22 protein-coding genes are annotated in these 21695 nt (G+C 67.3%); 17 read left to right on the top strand and 5 right to left on the bottom strand.

Annotation, left to right across the window (positions count from 1 at the left end; translation table 11 throughout):
- The 9 genes from ACR2MZ_RS00175 to ACR2MZ_RS00215 all read left to right on the top strand — a co-directional run.
- On the top strand, positions 1-106 hold a 106-nt coding region (locus tag ACR2MZ_RS00175), incomplete at its 5' end, for an integrase core domain-containing protein (RefSeq protein WP_434003199.1).
- 231 nt (positions 107-337) lie between these two features.
- A complete protein-coding gene (locus ACR2MZ_RS00180; RefSeq protein ID WP_434003054.1) occupies positions 338-676 on the top strand; it encodes a hypothetical protein in 339 nt (112 codons plus the stop codon).
- Positions 677-706: 30 nt separating this feature from the next.
- Complete coding sequence (locus ACR2MZ_RS00185) at positions 707-1870, top strand: ArsA family ATPase (RefSeq protein WP_434003055.1); 1164 nt, start codon at positions 707-709, stop codon at positions 1868-1870.
- Positions 1867-2151 carry a hypothetical protein gene (locus ACR2MZ_RS00190; RefSeq protein WP_434003056.1) on the top strand — a complete coding sequence of 95 codons (285 nt, stop codon included), beginning with the start codon at positions 1867-1869 and terminating at the stop codon, positions 2149-2151. Before ACR2MZ_RS00185 ends, ACR2MZ_RS00190 begins: the two co-directional genes overlap by 4 nt.
- Positions 2152-2178: 27 nt before the next feature.
- Entirely contained in the window at positions 2179-2901 is a 723-nt protein-coding gene (locus ACR2MZ_RS00195; RefSeq protein WP_434003057.1) for a site-2 protease family protein, read from the top strand.
- The gene (gene selA / locus ACR2MZ_RS00200; RefSeq protein ID WP_434003058.1) at positions 2853-4196 is read left to right on the top strand and encodes an L-seryl-tRNA(Sec) selenium transferase; all 1344 of its coding nucleotides are present in this window, start codon (positions 2853-2855) and stop codon (positions 4194-4196) included. Before ACR2MZ_RS00195 ends, selA begins: the two co-directional genes overlap by 49 nt.
- The gene (selB, locus tag ACR2MZ_RS00205; RefSeq protein ID WP_434003059.1) at positions 4193-6031 is read left to right on the top strand and encodes a selenocysteine-specific translation elongation factor; all 1839 of its coding nucleotides are present in this window, start codon (positions 4193-4195) and stop codon (positions 6029-6031) included. The genes selA and selB overlap by 4 nt, the downstream gene beginning before the upstream one ends.
- A gap of 48 nt (positions 6032-6079) precedes the next feature.
- The gene (locus ACR2MZ_RS00210) at positions 6080-7105 is read left to right on the top strand and encodes a 6-phosphofructokinase (protein ID WP_434003060.1); all 1026 of its coding nucleotides are present in this window, start codon (positions 6080-6082) and stop codon (positions 7103-7105) included.
- A gap of 10 nt (positions 7106-7115) precedes the next feature.
- The gene (locus ACR2MZ_RS00215; protein WP_434003061.1) at positions 7116-8123 is read left to right on the top strand and encodes a 1-aminocyclopropane-1-carboxylate deaminase; all 1008 of its coding nucleotides are present in this window, start codon (positions 7116-7118) and stop codon (positions 8121-8123) included.
- Positions 8124-8180: 57 nt separating this feature from the next.
- On the opposite strand, the gene lon is transcribed toward ACR2MZ_RS00215, so the two are convergent.
- The gene (gene lon / locus ACR2MZ_RS00220; RefSeq protein WP_434003062.1) at positions 8181-10523 is read right to left on the bottom strand and encodes an endopeptidase La; all 2343 of its coding nucleotides are present in this window, start codon (positions 10521-10523) and stop codon (positions 8181-8183) included.
- A gap of 169 nt (positions 10524-10692) precedes the next feature.
- Here lon and ACR2MZ_RS00225 point away from each other — a divergent pair, with 169 nt between their 5' ends.
- The 3 genes from ACR2MZ_RS00225 (at position 10693) to glpX (ending at position 13474) form a co-directional block, all read left to right on the top strand.
- Positions 10693-12045, top strand: a complete 1353-nt coding sequence (locus ACR2MZ_RS00225) for a CCA tRNA nucleotidyltransferase (protein ID WP_434003063.1) — start codon at positions 10693-10695, stop codon at positions 12043-12045.
- Between the two features lie 105 nt (positions 12046-12150).
- Entirely contained in the window at positions 12151-12393 is a 243-nt protein-coding gene (locus ACR2MZ_RS00230; protein WP_434003064.1) for a hypothetical protein, read from the top strand.
- Between the two features lie 61 nt (positions 12394-12454).
- Positions 12455-13474 (top strand): class II fructose-bisphosphatase, encoded by a 1020-nt coding sequence (gene glpX, locus ACR2MZ_RS00235; protein ID WP_434003065.1) that lies wholly within the window; start codon positions 12455-12457, stop codon positions 13472-13474.
- 118 nt (positions 13475-13592) lie between these two features.
- Here glpX and ACR2MZ_RS00240 read toward each other — a convergent pair whose 3' ends face one another.
- Both ACR2MZ_RS00240 and ACR2MZ_RS00245 read right to left on the bottom strand, forming a co-directional pair.
- The gene (locus ACR2MZ_RS00240) at positions 13593-14006 is read right to left on the bottom strand and encodes a DUF6855 family protein (protein WP_434003066.1); all 414 of its coding nucleotides are present in this window, start codon (positions 14004-14006) and stop codon (positions 13593-13595) included.
- 66 nt (positions 14007-14072) lie between these two features.
- Positions 14073-15716 carry an AMP-binding protein gene (locus ACR2MZ_RS00245; RefSeq protein ID WP_434003067.1) on the bottom strand — a complete coding sequence of 548 codons (1644 nt, stop codon included), beginning with the start codon at positions 15714-15716 and terminating at the stop codon, positions 14073-14075.
- A gap of 76 nt (positions 15717-15792) precedes the next feature.
- Here ACR2MZ_RS00245 and mug point away from each other — a divergent pair, with 76 nt between their 5' ends.
- On the top strand, positions 15793-16344 hold the full coding sequence (mug, locus tag ACR2MZ_RS00250) for a G/U mismatch-specific DNA glycosylase (protein WP_434003068.1): 552 nt from the start codon (positions 15793-15795) through the stop codon (positions 16342-16344).
- Positions 16345-16435: 91 nt separating this feature from the next.
- Here the strand turns inward: mug and ACR2MZ_RS00255 are convergent, their stop codons facing one another.
- Both ACR2MZ_RS00255 and ACR2MZ_RS00260 read right to left on the bottom strand, forming a co-directional pair.
- A complete protein-coding gene (locus ACR2MZ_RS00255; RefSeq protein WP_434003069.1) occupies positions 16436-16813 on the bottom strand; it encodes a nuclear transport factor 2 family protein in 378 nt (125 codons plus the stop codon).
- A 62-nt stretch (positions 16814-16875) separates the two neighbouring features.
- Positions 16876-18294: an MFS transporter gene (locus tag ACR2MZ_RS00260; protein WP_434003070.1), complete on the bottom strand. Its 1419-nt coding sequence runs from the start codon at positions 18292-18294 to the stop codon at positions 16876-16878.
- Positions 18295-18386: 92 nt separating this feature from the next.
- On the opposite strand from ACR2MZ_RS00260, the gene ACR2MZ_RS00265 reads away from it, so the two are divergent.
- From ACR2MZ_RS00265 to dnaB, 4 genes are all read left to right on the top strand, one after another.
- On the top strand, positions 18387-19106 hold the full coding sequence (locus ACR2MZ_RS00265) for a winged helix-turn-helix transcriptional regulator (protein WP_434003071.1): 720 nt from the start codon (positions 18387-18389) through the stop codon (positions 19104-19106).
- A gap of 35 nt (positions 19107-19141) precedes the next feature.
- Complete coding sequence (locus tag ACR2MZ_RS00270; protein ID WP_434003072.1) at positions 19142-19708, top strand: YkvA family protein; 567 nt, start codon at positions 19142-19144, stop codon at positions 19706-19708.
- A 5-nt stretch (positions 19709-19713) separates the two neighbouring features.
- On the top strand, positions 19714-20154 hold the full coding sequence (rplI, locus tag ACR2MZ_RS00275; RefSeq protein WP_434003073.1) for a 50S ribosomal protein L9: 441 nt from the start codon (positions 19714-19716) through the stop codon (positions 20152-20154).
- Positions 20155-20246: 92 nt separating this feature from the next.
- On the top strand, positions 20247-21626 hold the full coding sequence (gene dnaB / locus ACR2MZ_RS00280; RefSeq protein WP_434003074.1) for a replicative DNA helicase: 1380 nt from the start codon (positions 20247-20249) through the stop codon (positions 21624-21626).
- The last annotated feature ends 69 nt before the right edge of the window (positions 21627-21695 follow it).

Here is a 21695-nt window from a genome sequence, read left to right on the forward strand (position 1 = left end):
GGAGGACACCTACAACCGGGTCCGCCCTCACCAGGCTCTCGGCTACCTGACCCCCGAGCAGTTCCTCCAAGACTGGCTCGCCCGCAACTCAACGGAGACGGTGTAACGGAGGTGACGGACGAGTACATCCGATTGACTTGTTCAGCATGATGGGCTACACTGCGGCTTGGGGCACAACATCTCGTACCAGACGTCGCCGATATGTGCCCCCGGCACCTCGGGTCAGCAGGCGGTTCTTCCCCAGACTCACCGGTCGTCCCACCACCGTCCCTCCATCGCCTGCCGACCTCACCTCCAAGTCGGCTTGGGGGCAGGAGGCCCGGTAAACTCCCCGGCCGTGGCTCCTCGCAAGACCCGCCGCAAGCAGCAGGGTCGCCGCCCAGCAGGGACAGCGCCTGCCGCTCCCCCTGCCCCGGGCGTCGCCCCTCGCGCCGCGCCGGGCGTCGCCGCTCCAGCCGCCGCGGGTCAGGCTCGCCCTGTCCAGCTGAATCTCAGCGCCCAGCGCAATCCTCGCCGCCGGCCCGGGATGGTGGTCATCGAGGATGCCGATCCCGGCATCCCGCTCAGTCGGGTGCCCTACTTCCTGTCCGACCTCCGCAAGCTCGGCCTGGCGGTCGCCCTGATGCTGCTACTGCTGGTGGCCGGCTCGCGCCTCATCCCCCTGGTCATTAGGTAAGGCAGGGACCCAACACTAGACTGGGGCCGCGTGCGGGTTCTCCTTTTCACAGGCAAGGGCGGCGTTGGCAAGACCTCGGTAGCAGCGGCCACGGCTGTGAGAGCTGCCGAGCTTGGCCACCGGACAATGATCATCAGCACCGACCCCGCCCATTCACTCGGAGACTCCCTCGACCTTGAGTTGGGCCAGAGTGCGACACAGGTGCGACAGAACCTCTGGGCGCACGAGGTGTCAGCTCTCCACGAGACGGAGCGGCACTGGCAGAAGCTCCACGATTACGCGACGAAGGTCTTTGCCACCCAGGGTCTCGATGACGTCGTGGCGGAGGAGGTGGCCAACCCGCCAGGCATGGACGAGGTCGCGTCACTGATGTGGATCAAGCACTACGCGGAACGGGACGAGCACGACCTGCTGGTGGTGGACTGTGCGCCCACCGGCGAGACCCTGCAGCTGCTCATGTTCCCCGACGCCGCCCGCTGGTGGCTGGAGAAGATATTTCCCTGGCAGCGGCGGGCGATGAAGGTGGCGCGGCCCATGCTCCGGCGGATGGTCGATGTGCCGCTGCCGAGCGACGAGGTGATGGCCTCCCTGCAGGACCTCGTGCTTGATATCGAGGGCATGAAGAAGGTGCTGATCGACACCTCTGTCACCTCGGTCCGACTGGTTCTGAATCTCGAGAAGATGGTCATCAAGGAGGCCAAGCGAGCTTTCACCTACCTGAGCCTGTTCGGGTATGTGACCGACGCCGTCATCGTTAACCGCCGGCTTCCGGCCAAGATCTCCGACCCCCTTCTGCGCAGCTGGAGCGACATCCAGAAGCGCTACCAGCAGGAGGTGGAGCAGTCCTTCCAGCCGCTCCCCATCTTCCAGGTGCCTCTGTTCGACGAGGAAGTGGTGGGCGAGCGCATGCTGAGGAAGATGGGCCAGACGATCTACGGCAGCGCCGACCCCAGCCAGAGGTTCTATGAAGGCAGCTCGCAGCGGATGGAGAAGGTGGGCTCGGAGTACATCCTGGCGTTGAAGGTCCCCTTTGCCGACAAGGAGGCCATCGAGCTCTCCCGCCAGGACGGCGAGCTGTTCGTCACCCTTGGCAACTACCGGCGTGACATCAGCCTGCCGCGGGTGCTGGCCAGCCGCCAGACGCTGGGCGCCAAGATCGAAGATGGCGAGCTGAAGATAAGGTTCGGCAAGTGACCTCACGGGACAGAGACCAGCTGCTGAAGCTCGCACTCGATTTGGGCGGAAGGGTCCAGCACGCGCTCGGCGACGTGGTGCCACCCGAGGCCCAGGCCCACCTCGTCGCCGCCCAGCGGGAACTGCTCCTGGCGCTCTTCCTCGTCTATGAGCACCAGGTGGGGGGCCGGCGCACGGCGGTCCGCGGTCAGACCACGCGCCGCGTGAGCCGGCCGGCTCGGGGCAGTGCCAGCGGGGCTGGAGAGCCCAGCCCCCGCAGCCGGCGCATTCCTGTCGATTGAGCTGCCCCAGGCTCCCCTGAAGAGCTGATGTTCGGGGATCCCGTCGTGTTCCTGATCGGAACGATCTTTCTCATTCCGGCGATCTTTGTGGCCATCCCAGCGCACGAGCTGGGTCACGGCATTGCTGCCCAGCTCTGCGGGGATCCTTCTCCCCGCAACCGCGGCTTTTTGCGGCCCCGGCCGATGCTCTTCGTCAACGTCTATGGCGTCCTGGCGGCCATCCTGATCAACGTGGGCTTTGGCAGCCCCATCCCTGTCAACGAGTATCGGCTGCAGGGGGTCGCTCGCAAAGTGGCCTACGCGCTGGGCGGCCCGCTGGCAAACCTGCTGCTGGCCGTCGTCTTCGGCGTCCTGCTCAGAGCGCTGGTCCAGAACGGCGCCCTCGTGCCTGCCTTCACGACTCGAATCGCGGCGCCCCTCGATTACGTGGGCACACTCGTCTACGCCCTCTATTTCCTCAACCTGTCCACCTTTGCCTTCCAGCTGCTGCCGATTCCGGGCCTTGACGGCTGGCGCGTGCTGGAAGGGATCTTCCGCGGCAGCAACCCACGCTTCTTCTTCAATGCCGCGGCGCATCAGCAGACCATCTGGGTCGCCTGCTTCGCCCTGGTTTTCTTCGGGCCCCTGCTGCTGGGCTTCAGTGTGCTGGGCGCAGCGGTGGGGCTGTTCTTCCAGCCCTCCTCCGATCTGATCGTCGGCCAGTGCTCCGGGTACACCTCGCTATTTCCCTGCCTGCCGTCGGGACGCTAGTCAACCAGGCCGGCTACCGCCGGCTGCTGGAGCGCTACCCGAGAGCGCTGGTCGCCCAAGCCATCCGCGAGCAGATCGCCGCCGAGCGAGCCACAGAACCGGCTCCTGACGAGCAGCGACTGCTGGCGGTCGGCGACCGCCTAGAGGACTGGCTCCGACCCCGGCTGCGGCGGGTGATCAACGCCAGCGGCGTCATGCTCCACACCAATTTGGGTCGAGCTCCCATCTCGCCGGCAGCGGCCGCTGCGGCCGCCGACATCGCAACCGGCTACTCCAACCTGGAGCTCGACCTTGCCACCGGCCGTCGTGGCCGGCGGGCTCAAGTGGTCGAGGGGCTGCTGCAGCGGCTGACCGGGGCGGAGGCTGCGCTGGTGGTCAACAACAACGCGGCAGCCATCCTGCTGGCTCTGGCTGCACTCTGCCGCGGCCGCGAGGTGATAGTCTCCCGCGGCCAGCAGGTGGAGATCGGCGGCGGCTTCCGGATGCCTGAGGTGATGCGGCTCAGCGGCTGCCGGATGGTCGAGGTGGGGACCACCAACCGCACGCGCAGTGCCGATTACGAGGCGGCCGTCGGCGATCGCACAGCCGCGCTCCTGGTGGTGCATCCTTCCAACTTCAGACAGACAGGCTTCACCGAGTCCGCGCCACTGACCGAGCTGCGCGCCCTGGCGAACAGCAGAGGACTGCTGCTGCTCAACGACCTTGGCAGCGGAGCGCTGACGCCCATCTTTGACGAGCCGACGGTCGCCGAGGCGACCCGGCACAGTGACGTGCTGACCTTCTCCGCCGACAAGCTGCTGGGTGGGCCCCAGGCCGGCATCGCGGTGGGCCGGAGCGAGCCCATCAGCGTTCTCAGCCGGCACGCGCTGGCCCGAGCTGTGCGGGTTGACAAGATGACGCTGGCTGCGTTGGAGGTCACTCTTCAAGAGCGGCTGCTGGGCAAGCCCTCACCGCTGCAGCTCATGCTGGCCCAGCCGCCGGCGGAGGTGAGGCGACGCGCCGGCAGGTTTCAGGCGCAGCTTGCGAAACATGGGCTAAAGACCGAACTGCGGGAAGCTGAGACCTTCATCGGCGGCGGATCGACGCCCGGCAGGGGTTTGCCGACCTGGCTGGTGGTGCTGCCGGGGCCGGCCGCCCGCCTGCAGCGGGCGCTCCGCACAGCCGACGCACCGGTCATCGCGCGGATCGAGATGGACAGGTGCTGCCTGGATCTCCGCACCGTCCTGCCGGGCGAGGAGCCTGCGCTGCTGGACTCCTCCCTGGCGGCGCTGGGAAAGGCCGGTCGGCCGGCGTGAGCCACATCGTCGGCACCGCCGGCCACATCGACCACGGCAAGTCGACGCTGGTCAAAGCCCTGACGGGCATCGACCCCGACCGCCTGGCGGAGGAGAAGCGGCGGGGGCTGACCATAGATCTGGGCTTTGCTCATCTGCCGCTGCCGAGCGGCCGCCTGGCGGCCATCATCGACGTGCCCGGCCACGCCCGCCTGGTCCCCAACATGCTGGCCGGAGCGCATGGAGTGGACGCCGCGCTGCTCGTCGTCGCCGCCGACGAAGGCGTTATGCCACAGACCCGCGAGCACCTGGAGATCCTGGATCTGCTGCAGGTCGGCCGCGGGGTGGTGGCGCTGACCAAGCTGGACCTGGTGCAGGAGGACTGGCGAGAGATGGCCGAGGCCCAAGTCGCCGAGGCTTTGCTGGCAACCTCACTCGCCGGAGCCCCCATCGTGCCGGTGGCAGCCCGGTTGGGGATCGGTCTGGCCGAGCTCACCCGGCAGCTGGACCGGGTGCTCTCAGAAACGCCTGCCAAAGCTGATCAGGGCCGGCCCCGCCTGCCCATCGACCGCGCGTTCACTATCGGCGGCTTCGGCTCGGTGGTGACAGGAACGCTCAGCGGCGGCCTGCTCCACGTGGGGCAGGAGGTGGAGCTGCAGCCGACCCAGCTGAGGGGCCGGATTCGGGGGCTCCAGCAGCACAACGCAGCGGTGGACGTCGCCCAGCCGGGCAGCCGTGTGGCTGTCAACGTGGGAGGGCTGCCGCGTGAGGCGCTGGGCCGAGGTCAGGTGCTGGCCAGCCCTGGCATCCTGCGACCTGCGCGCCGGCTGGATGCGTCAGTGCGCGTGCTGAAGGGGGCGCCGCGACCGCTCCGCCACGGCGATCGCTTGCAGCTCTATCTGGGCACGGCTGAGGTCAGTGCGCGCGCGATAGTCCTCGGGCAGGACCAGGTGTTGCCCGGTGGGGAGGGCTGGCTGCAGCTCTACCTTGACCGGCCGGTGGCGGCTCTGGCGGGCGACCGCTATGTGCTGCGCATCCCCAGCCCGGCTCGGACTCTGGCGGGCGGCGAGGTGCTCGACGTCACGCCCCGCCGTCATGCTCGCCTGGCGCCCGAGGTGAGTGCGTCGCTGGAGCGACGAGCCGGCGGCCAGGCCCTGGCTGAGGAGCTGGCGAAGTACCCGCGCGGCATTCGGATCCACGATCTCGTCGCCAGTGGTTTGGGCGGTGCCGCCGAGGTCGCGGCTCTCCCCGCGAGGCGCGCCGGCGACTGGCTCTTCAGCGCAGGCGCTTGGGCGGCGCTGGCGGAGCGCGCCGACGAGGCGCTCGCGAGCTACCACCGAGAGCACCCGCTGCGCGCCGGGATGCCGAGGGAGGAATTCAGAAGCCGGCTGGCCCTGCCGCCGGCTGCCCTGGGCCCAGTGCTGAGCGAACTCGCGCGGCTGAACCTGCTGCTGGAATCGAATGGCGAGGTGGCCGCGCCGGGCCACTCGCCTCAGGCGGCAGCCGAGACGGAGAGCGCCGCCACGCGGCTGCTGGAGCTGCTGAACCGGCGGCCCTTCACGCCTCCCAGCCTGCCGGAAGCACTGCAGCAGTCAGGCGCTTCGGCTGAGGTGGCGCGAGCGCTGATCGCGCGGGGTGAGGTCGTGCGTCTCTCAACCGATGTGGTGTTCAGCCGCCAGGCGGTCGAGGCCGCAACCACGCTGGTGAGGGAGATGCTGCGAGAGCAGGACCAGGTCAGCGTGGCAGCCGTGCGAGACCGGCTGGGGGCCAGCCGCAGACCAGTGCTGGCCCTGCTGGAACACCTGGACAGCCGCCGAATCACCCGGAGAGTCGGCGACGCGCGGGTCCTGCGCTGAGCCTCCACTGCGGCCGAGCGGAAGGCGGCCGCCGGTAGGCTTGGCTCGATGAGAATTGGAGTTCTGACAGGTGGCGGCGACGCGCCCGGGCTCAACGCCGCAATCCGCGGGGTCGCCCGTCGCGCCTTTCAGCTTGGCCATCAGGTGAGCGGCATCAAGAACGGCTGGGCAGGCGCGCTGCGGGGCGACATGGCTGACCTGACGCCCACCGACGTGCGTGGCATTCTGCCGCTCGGCGGCACGATCCTGGGCAGCTCCCGGACAAATCCTCTGAAGGAACCCGAGGGCATCGAGCGGGTGACCGCCTCGCTGCAGCGCTTCGGCATCGACGGCCTGGTCGCCATCGGTGGTGACGACACGCTCTCCGTCGCGCGCGGTCTTTTTGACGCCGGCTGCAAGGTGGTGGGAGTGCCGAAGACGATCGACAACGATCTCTCAGGCACCGAGTTCTGCATAGGCTTTGACACGGCTGTGGGCATCGTCACCGAAGCTCTCGATCGCCTGCACACGACCGCCTCCTCGCACCATCGCGTGATGGTGGTGGAGGTGATGGGCCGCGACACCGGCTGGGTGGGTGTCACCGGCGGTATCGCCGGGGGCGCTGACCTGGTGGTCATCCCCGAGTTTCCGGTCGGCCTGGACGAGATCGTCGCTCACCTGCGCCAGAGGCGGGGCGAGGGCAAGGACTTCAGCATCATCGTGGTCTGCGAGGCTGTCGACATCCCCGGTCTGGAGGTGGCTCAAGACGGGCGAGCCGACGCTTTCGGCCACGTTCAGCTGGCCAAGCGCGGCATCGGCGATTCGCTCTCGCAGGGCATTGAGGCCGCAACCGGGTTCGAGACGCGAGTAACTGTCCTGGGCCACCTGCAGCGGGGTGGCACTCCCTCGGCCCTGGACAGGCTCTGGGCCACTCGGCTGGGAGTGGCGGCTGTCGATCTCCTCAACGAAGGGCAGAGCGGGGTGGCACCTGTTCGCCGGGACGGCGAGGTGGCAGTGAGCCCCTTGAGCGATCTGGTCAAGGAACAGCGACGAGTAACGCGCGAGCTCTACGAGCTGAGCCGCGTCTTCGGTTAGGGCAGCTCCAATGGCCCTGGGCGACTTCCCGCGTTATCCGCTGCTGTTCGGTCCGAGCCCGATCCATCCGTTGGAGCGGCTTTCCGCGCACCTGGCAGGCCCCCAAATCTGGGCCAAACGAGAAGACTGCAACTCCGGCCTGGCCTACGGTGGCAATAAGACTCGCAAGCTCGAATACTTGGTGCCCGAAGCGCTCGGCCAAGGCGCTGACACGCTCGTCTCGATCGGCGGAGTGCAGTCGAATCACACCCGGCAGGTAGCCGCTGTCGCGGCCAAGCTGGGCCTCAGGGCCCTGCTCGTGCAGGAGAGCTGGGTCAACTGGCCAGACCCGGTCAATGAACGAGTCGGAAACATCCTTCTCTCCCGAATCATGGGTGCTGAGGTTCGCCTCGTCGATGAGGGCTTTGGAATCGGCTTCAAGACCAGCTGGGAGCAGGCGTTGGAGGACGTTCGGACCGCGGGCGGCACTCCCTACGCGATCCCTGCGGGAGCGTCCGACCACCGGCTTGGAGGTCTGGGCTTCGCGAATTGGGCCTACGAAGTGCAAGAGCAGGAGCAAGCGTTGGGGGTCTTCTTCGACACGGTCATCGTCTGCAGCGTCACCGGCTCCACCCAGGCCGGCATGATCGCGGGCTTTGCCGGCCAGGACCGGCCGCGGCGGGTGATCGGAATCGACGCTTCCGCCAAGATCGAAGAGACCCGGGCCCAGGTCACAAAGATCGCCAGGAGCACTACTGACCTCATCGGCTTGGGGCGAGAGCTGCGCGACGATGAGGTAATGGTTCTGGAAGGCTGGGCCGGAGACTACTACGGCATTCCCGTTCAGTCGACGCTCGACGCCATCCGGCTCACCGGAACGCTCGAGGGCATGATCATCGACCCTGTCTACGAAGGCAAGTCGATGGCAGGCCTGGTCGAGCTCGTCTCTTCCGGTCGGATCGACAAGCAATCCACCGTGCTCTATGCCCATTTGGGCGGCCAGCCGGCGCTCAACGCCTACAGCGGCCTGTTCAGGTAACGACACCCCGCCGCCACCGCTCAGACAGCGGCAGTGGCGGCGGAGCGAACGCTGGTCTTAGGCCAGCGCCACCTTGGGCGCCTCTGAGGCCGGCTCCAGCGCCCAGTCGAGGACTTCCCGCACGTCGCTGGCGAGGTGGATCGCTATCTCCTCCCTCAGCTCGGCAGGCAGGTCGTCCAGGTCAGGCTCGTTCCGCTTGGGCAGGATCACCTCTTTCAGTCCCGCCCGCTTGGCGGCGAGAACCTTCTGCTTGACACCGCCGATCGGCAGCACGCGGCCCTGCAGCGTGACCTCCCCGGTCATGCCCACTGTGGACCTGACAGGGCGATCGCTGAGCAACGAGACCAGCGCAGTGGTCATGGTGACGCCGGCCGAAGGGCCGTCCTTCGGCACCGCGCCGGCCGGCACGTGGATGTGCACCTGGCGGTCGCTGAAGCGCTCCGGTAGGCCCAGCTCGCGGCTGTGTGACCGGACATAGGAGAGCGCGATCTGGGCCGACTCCTTCATCACGTCACCCAGCTGACCCGTCAGCGTGAGGCCCGGCTTGGATTCGCCGGTCATCGAAGTCGCTTCGATGAAGAGCACGTCGCCACCGGCGCCGGTGACTGCGAGGCCCGTCGCCACTCCAGGCACGGCAGTTCGCTCCAGGATCTCCTCGAACTGGAAGTGCGGCTTGCCCAGAGCTTCGCGGACTACCGCCTCGTCGACGGTTGCAGGCGGGGTCAGGGAGCCCGCGTCGAGCTTGGTGGCGACTTTCCGGAAGAGCTTGCCAAGCTCCCGCTCCAGGCTCCGCACGCCTGCCTCTCGGGTGTAGTCGGAGATGATCCGCTGCAGCGCCTTGTCGGTGACGCTGACCTCGCTGGCGTCCAGACCGTTGCGCTCGATCTGCCGGGGGAGAAGGTGCTGACGCGCGATGTCGAGCTTCTCCTCCTCGGTGTAGCCGTCCAGCCGGATCAGCTCCATGCGGTCGAGCAGGGGGCTGGGGATGGTGTCGGCGACGTTGGCGGTGGGGATGAACAGCACGTCCGAGAGGTCCAGGTCGACCTCCAGGTAGTGGTCGCGGAACGTGTGGTTCTGGGCCGGGTCGAGCACCTCGAGCAGCGCTGAGGAGGGATCGCCGCGCCAGTCGGCGCCGACCTTGTCGATCTCGTCCAGCATGATGACGGGGTTCTTGGTCCCCGCCTCCTTCAGGGCGCGGACGATCCTGCCGGGCAGGGCGCCGACGTAGGTGCGCCGGTGACCGCGGATCTCCGCCTCGTCGTGGATGCCGCCGAGCGAGATGCGGGTGAACTTGCGGCCCAGCGCATGCGCGACCGATTCGCCCAGCGACGTCTTGCCCACGCCCGGAGGGCCGACCAGCGTGATGATGGCGCCGGAGCCCCGGCCCCCCTCGGGGGCCAGACCCTTCTCCTGGCGCCGCTTGCGGACGGCGAGGAACTCGATGATCCGGTCCTTCACGTCGTCCAGCCCAGAGTGCTCCTTGTCGAGAATCTCTCGCGCCTTCTTCAGGTCGAAGTTGTCCTCGGTCCGCGTGCTCCAGGGGATGTCCAGCATCCAGTCCAGGAAGTTGCGGATCCAGCCATACTCGGGGCTCTGCTCGCTCATCCGCTCGAGGCGGTCCAGCTCGCGGTCGAACTCCTTGCGGGCCGCCTCCGGCATGTGCTTTTCCTCGGCCCGCGTGCGGTAGTCGCCAACAACGTCCGTGGCGCCTTCGCCGAGCTGCTTCTTGATCGCCTCGAGCTGGGCCCTCAAGATGTACTCGCGCTGGCCCTTCTCCATACGCTCGGAGACGTCGTCGCGGAGCTGCTGCTTCAGAGTCAGCTCGCCCAGGATCTCCTTGTTCCAGCCGATCAGCTTCGCCAGGCGCTCCTCGACGTCGAGCGTTTCCAGAACCTCGACCTTCCGCTCCAGTGAGTGGTCGGGCGAGTAGCCCGACATGTCGGCCAGATGCCCGGGGTTCTCAATGCCGCGCAGCACCTGAGCGATCTGCGATGCGCCGCGCAGCTCGAGGATGTTCTCCACTATCGCGCGGTACTCGTGGGCCAGATCGCGGGCGCGGTCCGACCAGGTGACCGGGTCCGGACTCGGGGAGACGTCGGCGACCAGCGTGCCGCCGATCTCGTGGCTCACATTGCCGAGGACTGCCCGGTGGCGGCCCTGCACAGCCACCACCTCGGTGCCGTCAGGCAGGTTGCCTTTCTCCTCCACTTTGGCGATGAGCCCGACCGTGGCATAGCGGCCGTCGATCTTGGGCAGGAGCAGGATCAGGCCCTGGTCGGCCAGTGCCGCGCGCACGGCCGCCTGGGCGTCCTCTGACTCCAGGGGGATGGTGGCGCTCATGCGGGGCAGGACCACAGCCTGCGTCAGCGGCATGACGGGAAGTCGGTTGTCTTGAGCCATGTCTATCAGGTATCTCCTTTGCTGGGCGCTCCATTCCGAGCGCACTGTTTGTTTACCCGGCGGGGGTGACCCGGAAACGATGGCCCCGCGGCGCCAGCCGCTAAGTTGGTCGAAAGGTGGTTGCCGGAATCGATCTGGGCGGATGCGCCAATCTCCTGGGAGCTGTGGAATGGGCTCGCCCGCAGAGCTAGCGCTTCGCCATCCTGCCTTCGCGCCGCTGCGCCAGGCGGCGGGCGAATTAGGTGTGCGCGCTTGGGCGGTCGGGGGCTACGTGCGGGACCTGCTGCTGGGGCGCCCGCAGCCCGACCTGGACGTGGTCGTGGAGGACGGGCGGGCGATGGATCTCGCCGTCCGCTTTGCCCAGCTCACCGGCGCCCGGCCGCCAGTTCTTTTTCCCCGCTTCGGGACTGCGCAGGTCACCTGGCACGACCGGCTGATCGAATTCGCCTCGGCCCGGGCCGAGAGCTACGCCGCTGACTCGCGCAAGCCGGAGGTGAGGCCGGTCAGCATCGAGCAGGACCTGCGGCGGCGCGACTTCACTGTGAACGCCATGCTGCTCGACTTCGAGGGGCGCCTCCTGGATCCGCTGGGCGGCCGGGTGGACCTGGAACGCCGGCTGCTGCGAACGCCGGCCGAGCCCGAGCGGGCTTTCAGTGACGATCCTCTCCGCATGCTGCGGGCGGCCCGCCTTGCTGCCCAACTCGGCTTCGACCTCGACCCCGCTCTGCTGCCGGCGATGCGCCGGCTGCGCGAAAGAGCCCGGCCGCCGGTGCTCTCGGTGGAGCGAATTCACGAGGAGCTGGTCAAGCTGCTGCTTTCGGAGCGACCGAGACGAGGGCTGGAGATACTTGACGAGGGCGGCCTGCTGGAGCTGCTGCTGCCCGAGCTCAGCGCCTGCCACGGTGTCGAGCAGGGTAACTGGCACACTCATGACGTATTCGGCCACACCCTGCTGGCAGTAGACAAGGCGCCGCCGGATCTCACCGTCCGTCTGGCGGCTCTGCTCCACGACATTGGCAAGCCACCCACCGCCACGCCCGACGGCGCTTTCCACGGCCACGATGTGGTTGGAGCCGCGATGGCCGAGGAGGTGATGGCGCGGCTCAGGTTCTCTCGCTCCGAAACCGACAGCGTGAGCCGGCTGGTCAGGCTGCACCTGCGGCCGGTCTTCTACGAGCCCGAAAACTGGGGCGCCGCCGCGGTCCGACGCTTGGCGCGCGACGCCGGCGAACTGCTCGAGCCGCTGCTGCAGCTGGCCCGCGCGGACATCGCGGCCTCCGCCTATCCCGACGCTTGGAAGCTGGACGACCTCGAGAGACGTCTGCAGGCGGTGCTGCAGAACGAGGCGAAGGTGCTGCGGCCGCCGGTCGAGGGCGGCGACATCATGCGCATTCGAGGCATAGGGCCCGGGCCGGAGGTGGGCCGGCTCAAAGCTGCCCTGACCGAGCTCGTGCTGGACGGAGCCTTGCCACCTGAGCGGGAGGCGATCAGCGCCTACCTGGCGGCGCATCCAGAACTCTGAGCCCCAACTGGCAGCGGCGGCCGAAAGGCTGGAGGTCTCCTCACGCGCAGGCGCCCGCGGGCGCAGATCGGCTCGTATGCTCCGCCTTGAGGAGCCTAGGCCTCAATGCTCATCCCGCTCAGCGCTCTCGACCTCGCCGAGAACGAAATCGTCTTGGAGGGCTTCCAGGCCATCTTCGAGGAGGCGCCGGTCACTGTTACAGCTGTGCTCGAGCGAACCTGCGTCTGCCTGACCGCGGATGGCGAGCGCCGCCTCATCAACAAGCGGCGCCTCCTCGTCGAGCCGGGCGAGCTGCCGATCCGCCGCCGCCGCTTCGGTCCGCCCGCCTCCAACTCGGAGCCGGGCTAGGCCACCAGGCGCTGCGCGGGCAGCCGCCTGTTAGTCTGTGCCGCAGATGGGCGCTTAGCAGATGGGAACGCAGCAGATGGACCGCAACCTGGCCTTGGAGCTGCTTCGGGTGACCGAGAACGCCGCCCTGGCGGCCGCACCCCTGCAGGGCAGGGGCCTCAAGGAGGAGGCCGACCAGCGGGCGGTCGACGCCATGCGCTCGGCGCTGGCCTCGGTCGACATGCGAGGCACAGTGGTCATCGGCGAGGGCGAGAAGGACGAGGCGCCCATGCTCTACTTCGGCGAAGAGGTGGGCAACGGGCTGGAGCCCGAGGTGGATGTGGCAGTGGACCCCATCGACGGCACCCGCCTGGCGGCTAACGGCCAGCCGGGCGCGATGGCGGTGGTTGCTCTTGCGGAGCGCGACAGCATGTTCACCACTCACGTCCACTACATGGAGAAGCTGATAGTGGGCCGGCGGGCGCGCGGCGTGATCGACATCGAGATGCCTGTCGAGTGGAACATGCGCCGGATCGCCAAGGCCGAGGGTCTCCATCCCCGCGACCTGGTGGTTGTCATCTTGGACAGGGAGCGGAATGAGCCAATCATCCGGCAGGTGCGGGAGGTGGGCGCACGGATCAGGCTCATCTCAGACGGCGACGTGGCGGGCGCCATCATGGCAGCTCTCGAGACGAAGACGGGAATGCACGCTCTCATGGGCTCGGGCGGGGCAACCGAAGGTGTGATCGCCGCCTGCGCGGTCAAAGCACTGGGCGGTGACATGCAGGGAAAGCTGCTCCTGCGCGACGACGACGAGCGCCGGACCGCTGAAGGGGAGGGCCACGCGCCCGGTCGCATCCTTGGCATCGACGATCTCTGCAGCGGTCACAACATATTCTTCGCCGCCACTGGGATCACCACTGGTGAGCTCTTGCGCGGCGTGACCTATGAGGAGTACTACGCGTACTCGCACTCGATGGTGATCCGCTCCGCCTCCGGCACCCTACGCCACGTCGAGGCGTTTCACGACATGGGCAAGCTGCGCGAGAAAGGGCTCCTGCCCGAACAGATGGTGGTCGCCTCTCCCGCCCTCGTTCGCTAAACCGCTTCTGGGGAATCAAGCCTCCAGTTCAGCAACCGCAGAGAAGCGCTGACGGCGGGGTGATGCCGCCCACCTGCCTACATTCGCAATCCGCGCTTGGCGGCCGGATTGCAAGCCGTCAGGCCTTGGCTCGCATCCGGTTGTTCCGTGGGTTGTGTTCGACCTCGGCCAGCCCCAGGGCTTCAAGGAGCGGCGGCATGTACATCCCGAAGCGGCCGCGCAGGCCCTTCTTGAGGCCGTACCAGCCGCCCACCGGGTTGTCGGCTGATCGCGCCCAGGCCTCGACAGTGCCCTCCTTGGCAGGCTTCTGCTCATCGGCGCTGCCCAGCTCGACCCAGTCGCCGCGCGCCTTCAGCATCGTATGGAGGTCTTGGATCGCCCGCAGCTGGTAGCGGAGCTCGGTCTTGCCCACCTGGCAGACGATGGTCGGGGGGTCGGACGCTTCGTCCTTGTACATCACGTAATCGCCGCTCAGGGGCGGCGTCTTCAGCTGCCAGGGATCGGCCTGGGTGCCCGAACCTTGAGTCGACATGCTTTCCTTCTCCTTTGGCGGGGGCCGCAGGGCGGCCGCCGGCTGCTCGAATCGCGGCCTTCTTCGTCAGGCAGTGGTGGCGGCGGCTGCTTCGGCCAGCCCCAGCTCGTCAATCGCCGTCTCGCGCATTTTGAACTTCTGGATCTTGCCAGTCACTGTCATGGGGAAGCCCTCCACCAACTTCCAGTAGCGCGGGATCTTGAAAGTGGCTATCTTGCCCCGGCAGTAGTCAGTCAGCCCCTCCTCACTCAACTGGACGCCCTCTCGCGGCTTGATCCAGGCCATCACCTCCTCGCCGTAGCGCTCGGACGGCACGCCGATCACCTGCACATCGCTGATGTCGGGATGGGCGTAGAGGAACTCCTCCACCTCGCGCGGATAGATGTTCTCGCCCCCGCGGATGATCACATCCTTGATCCTGCCCACTATGTTGACGTAGCCATCTTGGTCCATGGTGGCGAGGTCGCCAGTGTGCATCCAGCGCGCGGCGTCGATGGCCTCGCGCGTGGCGACTTCGTTGTTCCAGTAGCCGAGCATGACCGAGTAGCCGCGGGTGCAGAGCTCGCCGGGAGCCCCGCGGGGAACTATCCGGCCGTCGGCGGCGTCGATGATCTTCACCTCCACGTGCGGATGCACCCGACCCACCGTGGAGACGCGCTTGTCCAGCGGGTCGTCGGTCAGGCTCTGGGTGGAGACCGGCGAGGTTTCAGTCATCCCATAGCAGATCGTCACCTCGGGCATGTTCAGCCGGGAGGTCACCTTCTTCATCACTTCCACCGGGCAGGGTGAGCCCGCCATGATGCCGGTCCGCAGGCTCGAGAAGTCGTAGCTCCCGAAGTCCGGATGCTCCAGCTCGGCGATGAACATGGTGGGCACGCCGTAGAGCGCTGTGCAGCGTTCCGCCTGCACCGCCGCCATGGCCGCCACCGGCTCGAACGTCTCGCTGGGAATGATCATGGCGGCACCATGTGTGGTGCAGGCCAGGTTGCCCAACACCATGCCGAAGCAGTGATAGAAGGGAACCGGGATGCAGACGCGGTCCTGCTCTGAGTAGCGGCAGGCTTCGCCGATGAAGAAGCCGTTGTTAAGGATGTTGTGGTGGGAGAGAGTAGCGCCCTTGGGGAAGCCGGTGGTGCCTGACGTGTACTGGATGTTGATCGGATCGTCGAACTGCAGCTGCCCTTCCCGCTCGGCCAGCTCGGCTTCAGGCACCGCGTCACCATCACTCAGCAGGCGGTCCCAACCGTCCTCCAGGATGAGCGCCTCCTTCAGCTCGGGGCAGCGGCCGCGCACCTGGGCCAGCATCCCTGCATAGTCGGAGGCCCGGAAGGCGCGGGCGAGGATGAGCAGCCGTACTGCCGACTGATTCAGCACGTACTCCAGCTCGGACGTCTTGTAGGCGGGGTTGATGTTGACCAGCACGGCGCCGATTCGAGCTGTGGCGTACTGGATCACCGTCCACTCATAGCGGTTGGGCGACCAGATTCCCACCCGATCCCCCTTCGCGATGCCGCCGGCCAGCAGGCCCCGCGCCGCCCGACTGGTCTCCGCCCAGATCTGCGAGTAGGTGAGGCGCACTCCCTGATGCCGCGAGATGAGGGCGTCCCGCTCACCGCAGCGCTCCGAGGTGCGGCGGAGGTTCTCACCGATCGTCTCGCCGAGCAGCGGCAGCGAGCTCGTGCCATGAACGTAGGAGGGCAGGCTGGTCATCTAGTCCACCTGCATTCTCCCACCTGCGCAGCCGCCTGTCATTGCTTGCGTGAAGCCCCTGCTAAGTTCGACTCTCATGCCGGAGGGAGTGTGGCGTCCGAATCGCGCTGAGCTGGCGGCAGCGCGCGGCAGGCACCTAGCGGATGTCCTGGCCCCGGGCCTGCGGGTGGTTTTCTGCGGCATCAACCCGGGCCTCTACTCCGGCGCGGTTGGTCACCACTTCGCGCGCCCTGGCAACCGCTTCTGGCCGACGCTGCACCTGTCGGGCTTCACCGACCGGCAGCTCTCTCCCTTCGAGGACGGGGAGCTGCTCGCGTTCGGCCTTGGCTGCACCAACCTGGTGGCTCGAACCACCGCGCGGGCAGATGAGCTCGCGCCACAGGAGTTCACCGCGGGCGCCGAGCGGCTGCGGGAAAAGCTCGAGCGCGTCCGGCCGGTCTGGCTGGCGCTGCTGGGCATCGGCGCCTACCGGCTGGGCTTCGGGCGGCCGCGGGCGGCAATCGGTGAGCAGCCGGATCGGATCGGGCCCGCGCGGGTCTGGCTCCTGCCGAACCCGAGCGGTCTCAACGCCCATTACCAGCGGGAGGCGCTGGTGGGCGCCTTCCGAGAACTGCGGGCCAGCTGCTGAGCGCCTGGGCGCCAGGCGATCGGCGCTGGTGCGGCTGCCGCCACCCTAACGCGGTCCCAGCTTCGCGTCACGCCGGCGCGAGCCGGGCATGTCATGGCGCTCCTGCGCTCTTCCGTGCCGCTTCGAACGGTAGCCGGTCGAAGATGATCCGCATGTGCGTGATCTTGCCTTCCACTACGGTGACGCACTCGGCGCCCGGGGCATCGCTCACCGGGACGGTGTCCGCGTCGTACATCACCACCGCCGTGTCGTCGTCCCCAAACGCCGCGATCAGCTTGGCCGCGGTCAGGATCTGCGTGAATGGACCCATGAACTGGCGGAAGGCCTCCATGCCCCTCAGAGTTCCGGCAGGGGCCTGGCAGACGATGTCGTCCGCGATGTAGGTCATTGCGCGCTCGAAGTCCTGGCCGGTCCAGGCCCGGTGGTAGGCGAGGGCGATCTCGAGCGCCCTTCCGTTGGTCGTCGTCATCGGTCGATCCTCCTCAGAGCTTGCTGATTGAATACTCTCGGTTCCTCCGCTGTTCTCGGTCGTCATACCGCCGCTGCCTCCAACTGCGTCGCCGTCGCCGCTGCGGTGCTCTTGCCGATTCCGAGCGCGGTGAAGACGCCGAGCAGTGAGAATCCGGCAATCACAGCCAGGGCGGGCCGGAAGCCGATTGCGTAACTGGCCGCACTGCCCAAATGGCCGTTGGCCCTGAACACGGCCGCAGCCACGGCGATCGCAAAACTGCTGCCCAGGCGTTGGACGGTGCTGTTCACACCCGATGCCTTGCCCATGTCCGACGGAGCGGCGGCTCCCATCACCGCGGCCGCGACCACCGGCAGCGCCATCGAGATGCCCACACCGGCCACGATCAGAGGAAGCACGAGCTCGGAATACCCGACTGTGGCCGTCGCCAGAATGGCGATCCAACCCAGACCAACGCCCTGCAACAGCATGCCGGTGGCCAGGACCGGGCGCGCGCCGACCCGGTCAGCAAGGATCCCGGCGAGCGGCGCCACCAGCAGGGGAGTGGCAGTCCAGGGAAGGAGACGGATGCCGGTGTCCAGCGGGGAGTACCCCAACGAGAGTTGAAAGTATTGCGCCATCAGGAAGGCGGCCGAGAAGATCGCGCCCGACATCAGGAAACCGGTGCAGTTGGCGACAGTGAATGAGCGGCTCCGGAAGAGGCGCAACGGGAGCATGGGATCCGCGGCCCGACGCTCCCAGAGGACGAAGGCCGCCCCCAGCGCGGCGCCCACGCCGAGGGCGAGGATCACCTCGCCGGTTGCCGAGCCGACCTCGCCGGCCCTGGTGAGGCCCCAGACGAGGGCAGCGGCGCCGCCTCCAGCGAGGCCTACGGCGGGGAGGTCGAATCGCGTCCTGGGGCCGCGGCTCTCGGTCAGGCGAAGCCGCGAGAGGACGATCGCAGCCACCCCGATGGGCACATTGACCCAGAAGATCCAGTGCCAGTCGAGGCCCTGGGTGATCGCCCCACCCACCAACGGTCCGCTGGCCACCGCGAGTCCACCGAGCCCGCCCCAGATCCCGATCGCCGCGCCTCGACGCTCTGGTGCGAAGGCGGCGGTGAGGATGGTGAGACTGACCGGCATCACCAGGGCGGCTCCCAAGCCCTGCAGCATTCGAGCCGCGATCAGGATCCCTGCATTCGGCGCGAGGGCACATGCAGCCGAGGCCGCCGTGAACACAGCCAGGCCAATCGAAAAGACGCGCACCCGTCCATACCGATCGCCCAGTGCGGCGGCTGTGATGATGCCGGCGGCGAAGACCAGCGTGAAGGCATTGACCGTCCATTCGAGGACGGACATGCTGCCGCCAAGATCTCGGTGGATGGCCGGTAGGGCGGTCACCACCACCAGGGAGTCGAGGGCGACCATGAAGAACGCGAGCGAGGTCAGCGCCATCGTCCATGCTGGTCGGGCCTGTGGTGCTCGATGATCAGCAGCCATGTCTCCAAACTCCTCTTGAGCTCGGTCTAGCGGCAACTATGTGATTCTATAGTACCTACTCACTAAAATCAAGCGTGAGCTACAATATGGGGGTGTCAGAATTCACAGCCTCGAAGCCTCGCCGGAGTTACGGCCAGTACTGCGCCCTCGCCTATGGGATGGACGTGATCGGGGAGCGGTGGACCATGCTCCTGGTTCGGGAATTGCTGCTCGGGCCCAAGCGATACAAGGATCTCCTCGCATCACTGCATGGGATCGGGACGAACCTCCTCGCCGCAAGACTGCGCGAGCTCGAGGCGCTGGGGGTTGTCGAGCGAGGAATCCTGCCGCCGCCCGCAGGCTCGCCCGTGTACCAGCTGACCGAGGCAGGTCAGGGCCTCGAACCCGTCTGCATGGCGATTGGGCGCTGGGGAGCGCGCTTTCTCGGCTCGCCGCGGTTGGCAGACGAGCTCGTGCCTAGCGCGTACTTTGTCGCGATGCGGGCCTCCTTCCGAGCGGAGGTGGCCGGCGAGCTCTCCGAGACCTACGAGTTCCGGATTGGGAATCGGGTCTTCGAGGTCCGCGTCCAGGATGGCCGGTGTTTCACCAGCGAGGGCCGTGCGACTCGGCCCGACGTCGTCATGACGATGGACGCAGAGACACTCACCGCGGTCCTCTTCCAGGTGCTGTCGCCGGATGAGGCTCGCGCGAGCGGCCGCGTCTCCCTCCAGGGTGACCCTGCGGCTCTGGCCAGGTTTGCCAGCATCTTCGCCTTGCGTGGCCATCCATTCGTCGAGTTCGAGGAGGGCAAAAGCGGCCTGCTCCAGAACTGAACAGTCATTCAGGGGATGGGGCGGCTGCTTGCGTTGTGGCCCTGGTCGAGCCCCTCGAGCTACCGCCGCTCCTGCAGCTGCTCCCGAAATCCTCACCGTGGGGCAAGAGTTGGCAGGACGTCGCGCAGCCCAACTTGGACTGTAAACAGGCTTTCCGGCCGGGCCAGAACAAGGTACCTTTGGAAGCCATGCGCCTCCCTCTCGCCCGCGTCCGCACGTTCCTCCTCGAGGTGCCCAGGCAGGGCAAGCTGGCATACTGCCTGCTGCGCGATCCCCGGATTCCGCCGGCCCCCAAGCTGGCGCTGGGCGCTGCCCTGGCAGTCGTCGCCAGTCCGGTCAAGCTCCCGGGTTGGATCCCGGTGGCGGGCGAGCTGGATTCGCTGGCGCTGGGCATCCTGGCTGTCAAGGTCTTCGTTGATGCCTGCCCGGATCACCTGGTCCAGGAGCACCAGGCGGCGCTGAAACGAGGCGAAAGCCTCTTCGATCAAGATCTGAGCGGCGTCACGGAGCAGGTCCAGAGGACAGCCTCCGACGTATACGGAAGGTGGAGTGAGCGGGCGGCCGAGTTGCCAAACCGTCTCTTGGAGGACAGATCGGCGTGAAAGTGATGTTGACGAAGGACGTGCCCAGCGTCGGCGTTGCCGGCGACTTGAAGAACGTCGCCGACGGCTACGGCAGAAACTATCTCATTCCCCAGAAGCTGGCCGTGCTGGCAGGTAAGGGCGTCGAGGTGGAGGCGAAACGGCTGCGCGAGGCGGCTGCCAAGCGGGAGGCGAAGGCGCGCCAGGCAGCGCAGGAGCTGGCCGAGCAGATCGGCGATCGGACTGTCGTAGTCCGGCTGCGAGTGGGCGAGGGAGACAAGGTCTTCGGAGCCATCACCAGCGAGGACATCGCCAAGGCGCTGAACCAGCAGCACCAGGTGGACCTCGATCGCCGCCGCATCGAGCTCAGGGAGCCGCTGAAGCAGCTGGGCGAGCACCGCGTGCCGCTGCGGCTGTACCGGGATGTCGAAGCCCACATCAACCTGATCATCACTCAGGACCGCTAGTGCGGCGCACCAGGTTGAGTGCGGGGTCGACCGGCCGGGAGCGATGCCAGCAGGGCGCCACCGCCTGATCGCTGCTTAGGCCAGGAAAGGCGATGGCAGTCGTCCGCCCCGGCTGGACCGAAGGGCGAGTTCCGCCCCAGGACCTGGAGGCCGAGAGCTCGGTACTGGGGGCGGTTTTGCTCGACCCCGCTGCGATCACGCGGATCCTGGACTTCCTCCAAGCCGAGGACTTCTACCGCGAGAACCACGGCCAGATCTACCGGGCCGCGCTGACACTCTTTCGCGAGGGGGAGCCGATCGACAACATCACGGTCGCCGCCGAGCTGGACAAGATGGGAGTGCTGGAGCGCGTCGGCGGCCGGGCCCAGCTGGCTCTGCTGCAGGAGTCGGTGCCCACCGCCGGGAACGCCGAGTACTACGCCCGCATAGTCAAGGACAAGGCCTACAAGCGGCGTCTCATAGCCGTCGGCGGCCAGGTGACCCAGCTCGGCTACGAGGACGGGCTGGACGCCGAGGAGGCTGTCAACACAGCCCAATCGCATGTCTATGCGATCTCCGACGACAGAGTGGGCGGCGGCCTGGAGCACATCTACACCTTGCTCAAGCCGGCCATGGATCGGATCGACGCCCAGATGGCGTCAGGCGGTGGCGTGATAGGCGTGCCCAGCGGCTTTCACGATCTGGACCGGCTGACCAATGGGTTCAAGGAGTCGGACCTGATAGTGATCGCCGGTCGCCCGGCGATGGGCAAGACGTCTTTCGTTCTCAATGTCGCTCTGCATGCCGCGGTTCAGCAAAAGCAGCCGATAGCCATATTCAGCCTAGAGATGTCCAAGGAGCAGCTGGTCGAGCGGATGCTCTCGGAGCAGGCGCAGATCGACGCCCAGCGCATGCACCGCGGGCTGCTGAGTGACAACGAGTACGAGCGGCTGGCCGGGGCGATGGGCCCGCTGGGCGACGCGCCCATCTTCATCGATGACGTGCCCAGCCTTGACGACCTGACCCTGCGTCTCAAGTCGCGGCAGGCGAAGAGCCGCGAGGGGGTGCAGATGATCATCGTCGACTACCTGCAGCTGATGACGGGGCGCACGCGGGGCGACGACTCCAACCGCGTGCAGGAGGTCTCCGCCATCTCCCGCTCGCTCAAGTCGATCGCGCGCGAGCTGAAGGTTCCTGTGCTGGCCATCTCCCAGCTCTCCCGCGCCCCCGAGGCGCGCCCCGACAAGCGACCGATCCTGAGCGATCTTCGCGAATCGGGTTCGATCGAACAGGACAGTGACATAGTGATGTTCCTCTATCGGGACGAGTACTACAACCGCGAGAAGTCGGAGAAGCCCGGCATCGCCGAGGTGATAGTCGCCAAGCATCGCAACGGCCCGACCGGCATGGTGGAGCTCTTCTTCCGGCGGGAGCTGACGCGGTTCGAGAACATCAGCCATCGCCAGCTGGATCCCGCCTCCGGCCGGCCCTGAGCACCCTGCCCTGCGGCCCGGCTTTAATTGGCCACCGTGAGAGCTGAAATCGACCAGGTGCGCCCCGAA

It is taken from the genome of Candidatus Dormiibacter sp., from assembly GCF_050999135.1.
Lineage (GTDB): Bacteria > Chloroflexota > Dormibacteria > Dormibacterales > Dormibacteraceae > Dormiibacter > Dormiibacter spiritus.